Origin of the sequence: Thiocapsa sp. (genome assembly GCF_011390875.1) — a bacterium.
Classification (GTDB): domain Bacteria; phylum Pseudomonadota; class Gammaproteobacteria; order Chromatiales; family Chromatiaceae; genus Thiocapsa.
The window spans coordinates 1-7,912 of sequence record NZ_JAABRP010000209.1 but is presented as its reverse complement, the minus strand read 5'-3'; the positions used below and the strand labels follow the sequence as shown (position 1 = coordinate 7,912).

Here is a 7,912-nt window from a genome sequence, read left to right as displayed (position 1 = left end):
TCGGCGATGTCGAGGCACTGGCGGTCGCCATGGAAGAGACCCTGCGCAATCCGCAGCCGCCCGATGTCTTGAAGGAAGCCGTGCGGGAGTATCGGATGGACATCAGCGCACGGCGCTATCTCGCGGCATTCGGGCTGATTGCCGAGGTTTGATCCTATGGCAGTCCGTGCCCGTCGCGGGATCGGAAAGAGACAATCCTTCCTACCCCGCCCACCGTGGCAGCCGCATGGCATCGAGATAGGCATCCGTGCTCGCCTCGATCTCGTAGGGGCTGGCGGCGTCCCGAAGCAGTGCTGCGGGCGGCGGTGCGTCCAGGGTCTGCAGCATGGCCGCCGCCAAGGCGGCAGCGTCGCCGACCGGCACCAAGGGGCCGATGCGTCCGTCCTGCAGGATCTCGCGCGGGCCGCTCGGGCAATCGGTCGCCACCACGGGCGTGCCGACCGCGAGTGCCTCGATGATGACGAAGCCGAGGCCCTCCCAGCGCGAGGTGAAGGCGAAGAGATCGGCATGGGCCATGAAGGCATAGGGCTCGGGGACGAATCCGGGCAGGGCAAAATCCTCGACCACGCCCAGCTCGGCGGCGAGCGCGAGCAGGCGCTCGCGGGCACGGCCTTGGCCCAGGATCATGAGACGGCAGGGTCGCTGGGCCCGGACCCGTGCGAAGGCACGCAGCAAGGTCTCGAAGTCCTTGCGTCCGCACAGCTCGCCCGCGCCCAAGATCAGAGGCAGGTTGGGCCGGCCGAACCAGGCGTGATCCGGACGCGCCAAGGTCTCCGTGAAGAGCGAGGCGGGCACCACGGGCGAGGGCACGACACGGATGCGCTCGCGCGCCAAGCCGGTGTAGCGTGCCATGTCGTCGGCCACGCCGGCGCTGGTCACGATGACCTGATCGGCGAAGGGATAGAGTCGCCCCATCGAGGTGCGCTGGACCCAGCGCTCGAGCGCACCGCGGGTCGCCAGATCGATCGAGATCGTCGTGCCCGAGCTGAAGACCAGGCGCGTCGCCCTCCCTGCGAGTCGGCGGGCAACCCAGCCGGCAAGCAGTGCGGTGCGATTCACTCGATCCTTGTCCGAGAGCATCACCGCCGGGCGCTCGCGGCGCAGATAACGCACCAGCGCCGGCACGCAGGCGTAGGTATGCCGCGAGCCCAGATCGACCACCGAGACCCCGTCCGGGATGGCGTCCAGATGTGGCCCGTGCCGACGGACCTTGAGCAGATCGACCCGATAGCCCCGACGGGCCAGGGCGGGGATCAGATGCTTGGCCGCGCGGTCGACCCCGCTGTGACCGGAGGTCGAGAAGAAGCAGGCGATCCGTGGGGCGCTCGTCGCCATGGTCAGGTGCCGCTCGCGATCCAATCCAAGGGATCCTCGTCGGGGGAGGGTGCGAGCCCGGGCTGCTCGATGAAGAGCCGATGCCAGATCGCGAATTGCATGAGGCCGAACAGCTCGCGACTGCCGCCCTTGCCGGCCTGACGGGCGGCGACCAGATCCGGGATGGACTCGGCGCGGAACCACTCGCGGATGCCCCGGCTCCGCGCCAGGTGCGCGCCGACACGGGCCGCGACATCTCCGGTCAGCCAGTCGCCGACCGGGACGTGGAAACCGCGCTTGGGGCGCGTCAGGTGTCCCGGCGGCAGCATGGGCTCGGCCCAACGCTTGAGCAGGCATTTGCCCTGACGGCCCTTGATCTTGAGCCCATCGGGCAGCGACAGGCCGAATTCGACGATGCGATGGTCGAGAAAGGGCACACGCCCCTCCAGCCCGAAGCCCATCAGCATGCGGTCGGTCTTCACCAGCAGGTTGTCCGGGAGGGCCGTGACCAGGTCGGTGTACTGGCGTCGCTGCAGGTCGGACCAGCCCTTTGGCGTCGACTGCCACGCCTGAAGAAAGGGCGCGCGATCCGGCGTCCTGACCGACCGGAGCGCCGGCCCGAACAGTCGTCGCGACCAGTGTCCGGACCACTGACCACGGGTGCGGAAACCGCCGCTGCCCGGGCTCAGCAGGCCCTTGATCCAGCGCTCGGCCGGCGGCGGGCGATACCGGCCGTAGCCGGCGAAGACCTCGTCGCCGCCCTCGCCCGAGAAGACCACCTTGAGGTCGGCCGCGGCGGTTTGTGCCAGAATCGAGGTCGGCAGGTTGGCATAGTCGCGCATCAGCTCATCGGCCGCCCAGACCGTATGCGGGATGCGTGCGAAGACCTGATCGAGATCGAGCGCCAAGGGGTGGTGATCCAGCCCGAAATGCGCCGCGACCCGCGCGGCCTCGTCCAGCTCGTGCGCCATCGCCGTGCCGCGATAGCCGACCGAGAAGCTCTTGATGCGCCCGGCCCCGTGGGTGTGCAGTAGTGCGGCCAGCACGGCGGAATCCACTCCGCCCGAAAGGAACAGGCCGAAGGGCACGTCCGAGCGCATGTGCTCGCGCATGGCCGCGTGCATGAGCTGGTCCAGCTCGGCTTGCGCCTCCTCGAGTCCGATCGCGCGGGGCGCGATGTCGAGCGCGGACCAGTAGCGCCTGTGCTCGATGCGCAGATCCCGATCGACGATCAGGATCTCGCCGGGCGGTACCCGTCGGATGCCCTCGAGAATGCTCTCCTCGCCGCTCGCGAACTGGTTCTGCAGGAACTGCCGCAAGGCGACCGGGTTCACGCGGGGCTGCCCCGGCAGGATGGGCAAGAGTGCCTTGATCTCGGAGGCGAAGGCGATGCGGTCGGGCAGACGCACGTAGAAGAGCGGCTTGATCCCGAGCCGGTCGCGCCCGAGGATCAGCCGACCTTCCTGCGCATCGTGGAGCGCGAAGGCGAACATGCCGCGCAGCTCGACGGGGAAATTCAGCCCGTGCACCGCATAGGCGTGCAGGATGGTCTCCGAATCCGAGTCGGTCCGCGGCTCGCGGCCCTGCGCACGCAGCGCAGCATTCAGCTCGATGTAGTTGTAGACCTCGCCATTGGCGGCCAAGGCGAGATGCCCGTCTGCCGAGACCATCGGCTGATGCCCGGTGGCGAGCCCGATGATCGACAGCCGCGTTTGCGCCAACCCGACAGCGCCGTAGCAATGGATGCCGTGATCGTCCGGGCCGCGGTGGGCTAGCGCCGCGGCCATCCTGCCCAGCTCGTCCGGGTTCGGGCGTGACCCCGCGCGAAGCACGAAGCCTGCGATCCCGCACATCAGCGGGTCGCCTTCGGGTCGTGTCGTCGGGTCCAGACCTGCGGCATCGGATGGCTCGGTGGGCCCGGGCATGAGGCCGCGGGGGCAAAGCAGGGTGCAAGACCCCGCCGGAGGTATCCGCATTGTCGACCGGCGGACAAGACGCTGACAAGCCACGCGCCGGATTCTATCGGACGTTCAAGCGGTCCGGGGCAGTTCGGGGCTTGTCCCCTCCGGGAGCCTATCAGTAGACTGGCGGAATTTCCGATCCTGCCGATGCGCCCGACCGCACTCTTTTTCGCCTATCTCTTCGTCTGCCTCCTGCTGGGGGCGCTCCTGACCTATCCCGTCATGTCGACCGGCTGGCTTGACGAAGACCCGCAGCGGGTCATGGGTCGTTTGGCTCAGGTCTTCATCCTGCTCGGGCTCTGGCCCTTCCTCAAGCGCCTGCAGCTCGCGGACCGGACCGCGCTGGGTTACGGCATTCAGAAGCCGGTTTTCCGACGCGCACTCGCTCTCGGCTGGGTCGAAGGGGTCGCGATTCTCGCGGTGCTCGCGGTGACGCTCGTCGCCTTGGAAATCCGCCTGCCCGACGCGGATCTTGAGCTCTGGCCCTATCTGGCGAAAAAGGCACTCCAAGCCCTGATCGGCGGGCTCTTGATCGGCGTGCTCGAGGAGACCTTCTTCCGCGGTGCGCTCTACACGGCGATCCGTCGGCGCGACGGTGTCGCCTCGGCCGTAATTTGGACCGCGTTGCTTTACATGCTGGTTCATTTCCTGAAGCCGAGTGCCTTGCCCGAGGGCGTGCCCTTCGATTGGGCGGGCGCGTGGCAGATGTTCGGCGCGGTTTTCGTCGACGTCTTCCAGTGGAAGCATCTGAGCTCGATGGCGGCGCTCTTCATGGTCGGCGTCTTTCTGGCCATGGTGCGCGAGCGCACCGGGCACATTGCCTGGGGTATCGGGTTGCATGCCGGCTGGGTCTTCGTGATCCAGGTCACGCGGCGCATGACCGACGGCAACCCCGATGCCCCGGCCGCCTTTTTGGTCGGGAGCTACGACGGCGTCATCGGCTGGTTGGCGGCGGTTTGGATCGGCCTGTTGGCGCTGCTCTTTTGGAGATGGACGCGACGCTCGGGAGCCAACGGAGTCTGAGGGCCGAGCGTCGGTAGGAGGGAGGGATCAGTCGTGCATCCGCTGCTCGGGCTCGTCTTCCCGCATCCAGCGGCGAACCTCGGGTAGATGCCTGCGGCTGATCGGGAGCTGTTCCGCACAATCGCGCAGCTTGATGAAGGAGCCTCCGTCCGGGCGTTTCTCCACGCCGGAGACCCGGTCGCGCGCGACCAGTGCGTTGCGATGAATGCGCAGGAAGTGCCCCGCGAACTCCTGCTCCAAAGCGCGTAGCGACTCGTCGATCAAGAGCTCGCCATCGACATGGCGCACCGTGACGTATTTGTGCTCGGCGCGCAGATAGATGACGTCCTGGATCTGCACGGTGCGCAGCCCGCCCCGGTAGTGGGCGCTGATCTGGCGCCGGGGGGCGGTTCGTATTGGATCTTGATCGGGCGGTTTGACCGGCCCGACACAATGAATCGGCGTCGGATTCTGCACGCGCAACAGGGCCTCGAAGAGGCGCTCGCGACACACCGGCTTTACCAGATAACCCGCGAGTCGGTTTGCGAATGCAAGCAAGGTGTCGTGCTCGAATGCCGTCAACAGGATAACTGCGGGGGCGGGATCGAGCGCAGCCAGTGTTCGCGCCGTGTCCAGCCCATTCATGCCGGGGATTTGGGCATCGAGCAACACCAGGTCGATGCGCTGCGCTTTGCAGATCTCGATCGCCTGCAGACCGTCGCTCGCTTCGCCGGCCAGGGTGTACCGCCCGTCGGTGTCGGCGAGCAGCAGCCGACGAAGCCGGTCGCGTGCCTGTGCTTCATCGTCGACGACCAGGATGTTCATAACCTTTTCCATGGATCAGGTCTGGACCGGGTTGACAATGGTACTTCCGCGCTCGAACTGGAAGTGCTGCAGGATGCGCGTATCGAGCCTCGCCAAGCGCATCTTCGGGCTGACCTTCCGTCGCCAAGCATCCTCGCGTTAAAGATAGCCCACGACCATTTTACTCGGGTTTGATCCGATGCCGACATCGCGTGTCCGGCCTCGGGCACGTGCTCGGTCTCATAGCTGCGCGCGCGATCCATTCCACCGCAACGCCTGCGTGTAGAATCCTCGGATCGCACCCATTCGGATCACGCAGATGCACCAGCCAAGTTCTTCCGCCAAACCCTGGGCCGGGCGATTCAACGCGCCCACCGACGCCTTCGTCGAGGCGTTCACGGCCTCGGTCGACTTCGACCGGCGGCTCTATCGCTACGACATCCAGGGCTCGATCGCCCACGCCACGATGTTGGCCCGTCAAGGCATCCTGAACGCTGCGGAGCGCGATGCCATCGTCTCCGGGTTGGAAGCGGTGCGGGAGCGGATCGATGCCGGCGCCTTCGAGTGGTCGATCCCGCTGGAGGATGTCCACATGAACGTGGAATCCGCCCTGACGGAGCTGATCGGCGATGCCGGCAAGAAGCTGCACACCGGGCGCTCGCGCAACGATCAGGTGGCAACCGATGTGCGGCTCTGGCTGCGCGAGGAGATCGATCTGATCCGCGAGGCCATCGCGCGCCTTCAAGCCGCCTTGCTGGATCTCGCCGAGCGCGAGGCCGAGACCATCATGCCCGGGTTCACCCACCTGCAAGTTGCTCAACCCGTCACCTTCGGCCATCACATGCTCGCTTGGTTCGAGATGTTGAATCGCGACCGCGAGCGCCTTGCCGATTGTCGACGGCGCATGAACGTGATGCCGCTCGGGGCCGCCGCGCTGGCCGGCACGACCTACCCGATTGATCGGGCCTACACCGCCGAGCTGCTCGGCTTCGACCGGCCGGCGGAGAACTCGCTCGATGCCGTGTCAGACCGGGATTTCGCGATTGAATTCACGGCGGCCGCGGCCATCCTCATGGTGCATCTGTCGCGCTTCTCCGAGGAGCTGATCCTCTGGTCGTCGAGTCAGTTCGGTTTCATCGAGCTTTCCGACAGCTTCTGCACCGGCTCCTCGATCATGCCGCAGAAGAAAAACCCGGACGTGCCCGAGCTGGTGCGCGGCAAGAGCGGGCGCATCTTCGGCCACCTGATGGGACTCTTGACCCTGATGAAGGCCCAGCCCTTGGCCTACAACAAGGACAACCAAGAGGACAAGGAGCCCCTGTTCGACACCGTCGACAATCTGAAGGGCTCGCTCAAGGTCTACGCCGAGATGATGCGCGAGGTCGCCTGCAACCGGGCGCGGATGCGCACAGCCGCCGCGCAAGGCTTCAGCACAGCGACCGATCTCGCCGATTATTTGGTGCGTAAAGGCATCCCCTTCCGCGATGCCCACGAGATCGTCGGCAAGGCGGTCGGACTGGGTGTGCGCGAGGGTCGCGACCTTGCCGAGCTGACGCTGGACGAGCTGCGCGGTTTCTCGGACGCGATCGAGGCCGATGTCTTTACGGTGTTGGCCCTGGATGGCTCGGTCGCCGCGCGCGATCACCTCGGCGGGACGGCCCCGGCCCAAGTCCGTGCCGCGATCGAACGGGCACGCGCCCGCGTGGCCGACGCCGGAGGCCCGGATGCCGGATAGTCTGGATCAGCTCAACGCCCGTCTACTCGCCTTCGCCCGCGAGCGCGATTGGGAGCAGTTCCATTCACCCAAGAATCTGGCCATGGCGCTCGCCGGCGAGGCCGGCGAGCTGCTCGAGCACTTCCAATGGCTGACCGAGCAACAGAGCGTCGAGCTGAGTGGCGATAAGAAACGGCAGGTCGCCCATGAGCTTGCCGACATCCTCAATTATCTCGTCCGCCTTGCCGAGCGGCTGGATATCGACCTGCTCGCCGCCGCCGACGAGAAAATTGCAATCAACGCAGCCCGTTATCCGGCCGACAGGGTGCGCGGGGACGCGCGTCGGGCGAGCGAGTATGAAGACGAGTATGGAAGAGTGGACGGTTCTGCTTGACGACGCGGGCATGAAAGATCTTGACGAAATCATCGGTGCGTTGCCTGCGTAGCTTTGTGCCAAGCTCGAAGAGCGCGCTGATGCACTGATTGCCGAGCAGGAAGCGGCCCTCTTGTACAGGGAGTTTGCGGAAGAGGCATTGCGGGATCTCCAAGAGACCGGCGAGCTGATCGCGGAGCGGATTTTCGGATTGCGGTCGGCACCCTTTCGAGCTTGCGTGGGTTGCGCGACCCTAGGTCCATGGCGCGAGGCTGACCGTCGCTGAGGTCGGCCATGCGTCGTGGCCGTCAGCGAACAGAGCCGCTAGACTGGACGCGCACCGTACGACGCCCACTGCCTTCACGCTCCAAGGGCCGGCAAATGCGGCTCACGCTGCAACCCCGACCCATGGCGCCGAGGGAAAGTTCATGCCAACCATGGCCGATCTTTATCGCGGCGACTTCTGCGCCTGGGTCGAGGCGCAGGCTGCCCTGCTAGGGCATGGGCGGTTGCAGGACATCGATAGCGATCTGCTTGCCGAGGAGCTTGAGGCCATCGGACGCAGGGAGCGCAACGCGCTAAACCGTGTCCAGAGCGACATGCGTAAGTTTTCATTCTGCGTTTGGCTTCGGAGATGTCCTCGACCCCAGTGAGACGCGGTTTAGAGTTTAATATTTTTTAAGACTTTAAACCGCGCCAGCTCCGACAGTCGTCGGGGCTGGCGCGGCCAAGCCATTCCAACAA

Annotated in this window: 7 protein-coding genes; 4 read left to right on the top strand and 3 right to left on the bottom strand. The window is 66.0% G+C overall.

Annotation, left to right across the window (positions count from 1 at the left end):
• Window positions 1-201 precede the first annotated feature (201 nt).
• Both GPT33_RS15245 and asnB read right to left on the bottom strand, forming a co-directional pair.
• Window positions 202-1,335: a glycosyltransferase gene (locus tag GPT33_RS15245; protein WP_296810424.1), complete on the bottom strand. Its 1,134-nt coding sequence runs from the start codon at window positions 1,333-1,335 to the stop codon at window positions 202-204.
• Window positions 1,336-1,337: 2 nt separating this feature from the next.
• On the bottom strand, window positions 1,338-3,167 hold the full coding sequence (gene asnB, locus GPT33_RS15240) for an asparagine synthase (glutamine-hydrolyzing) (RefSeq protein ID WP_296810429.1): 1,830 nt from the start codon (window positions 3,165-3,167) through the stop codon (window positions 1,338-1,340).
• A gap of 255 nt (window positions 3,168-3,422) precedes the next feature.
• Here asnB and GPT33_RS15235 point away from each other — a divergent pair, with 255 nt between their 5' ends.
• Complete coding sequence (locus GPT33_RS15235; protein ID WP_296810422.1) at window positions 3,423-4,298, top strand: CPBP family intramembrane glutamic endopeptidase; 876 nt, start codon at window positions 3,423-3,425, stop codon at window positions 4,296-4,298.
• 27 nt (window positions 4,299-4,325) lie between these two features.
• Here the strand turns inward: GPT33_RS15235 and GPT33_RS15230 are convergent, their stop codons facing one another.
• On the bottom strand, window positions 4,326-5,102 hold the full coding sequence (locus GPT33_RS15230; protein ID WP_296810420.1) for a LytTR family DNA-binding domain-containing protein: 777 nt from the start codon (window positions 5,100-5,102) through the stop codon (window positions 4,326-4,328).
• Between the two features lie 298 nt (window positions 5,103-5,400).
• Here GPT33_RS15230 and argH point away from each other — a divergent pair, with 298 nt between their 5' ends.
• The 3 genes from argH (at window position 5,401) to GPT33_RS15215 (ending at window position 7,821) form a co-directional block, all read left to right on the top strand.
• A complete protein-coding gene (argH, locus tag GPT33_RS15225) occupies window positions 5,401-6,816 on the top strand; it encodes an argininosuccinate lyase (protein ID WP_296810418.1) in 1,416 nt (471 codons plus the stop codon).
• Window positions 6,806-7,189, top strand: a complete 384-nt coding sequence (locus tag GPT33_RS15220; protein WP_296810414.1) for a nucleotide pyrophosphohydrolase — start codon at window positions 6,806-6,808, stop codon at window positions 7,187-7,189. Before argH ends, GPT33_RS15220 begins: the two co-directional genes overlap by 11 nt.
• Before the next feature lie 407 nt (window positions 7,190-7,596).
• Window positions 7,597-7,821, top strand: a complete 225-nt coding sequence (locus GPT33_RS15215) for a DUF29 family protein (RefSeq protein WP_363929409.1) — start codon at window positions 7,597-7,599, stop codon at window positions 7,819-7,821.
• Window positions 7,822-7,912 lie beyond the last annotated feature (91 nt).

Coding starts and splice junctions, on each gene's coding strand:
- GPT33_RS15230 (WP_296810420.1), bottom strand. CDS start 5,102: ATGAACATCCTGGTCGTCGACGATGAAGCACAGGCACGCGACCGGCTT.
- GPT33_RS15220 (WP_296810414.1), top strand. CDS start 6,806: ATGCCGGATAGTCTGGATCAGCTCAACGCCCGTCTACTCGCCTTCGCC.
- argH (WP_296810418.1), top strand. CDS start 5,401: ATGCACCAGCCAAGTTCTTCCGCCAAACCCTGGGCCGGGCGATTCAAC.
- GPT33_RS15215 (WP_363929409.1), top strand. CDS start 7,597: ATGCCAACCATGGCCGATCTTTATCGCGGCGACTTCTGCGCCTGGGTC.
- GPT33_RS15235 (WP_296810422.1), top strand. CDS start 3,423: ATGCGCCCGACCGCACTCTTTTTCGCCTATCTCTTCGTCTGCCTCCTG.
- asnB (WP_296810429.1), bottom strand. CDS start 3,167: ATGTGCGGGATCGCAGGCTTCGTGCTTCGCGCGGGGTCACGCCCGAAC.
- GPT33_RS15245 (WP_296810424.1), bottom strand. CDS start 1,335: ATGGCGACGAGCGCCCCACGGATCGCCTGCTTCTTCTCGACCTCCGGT.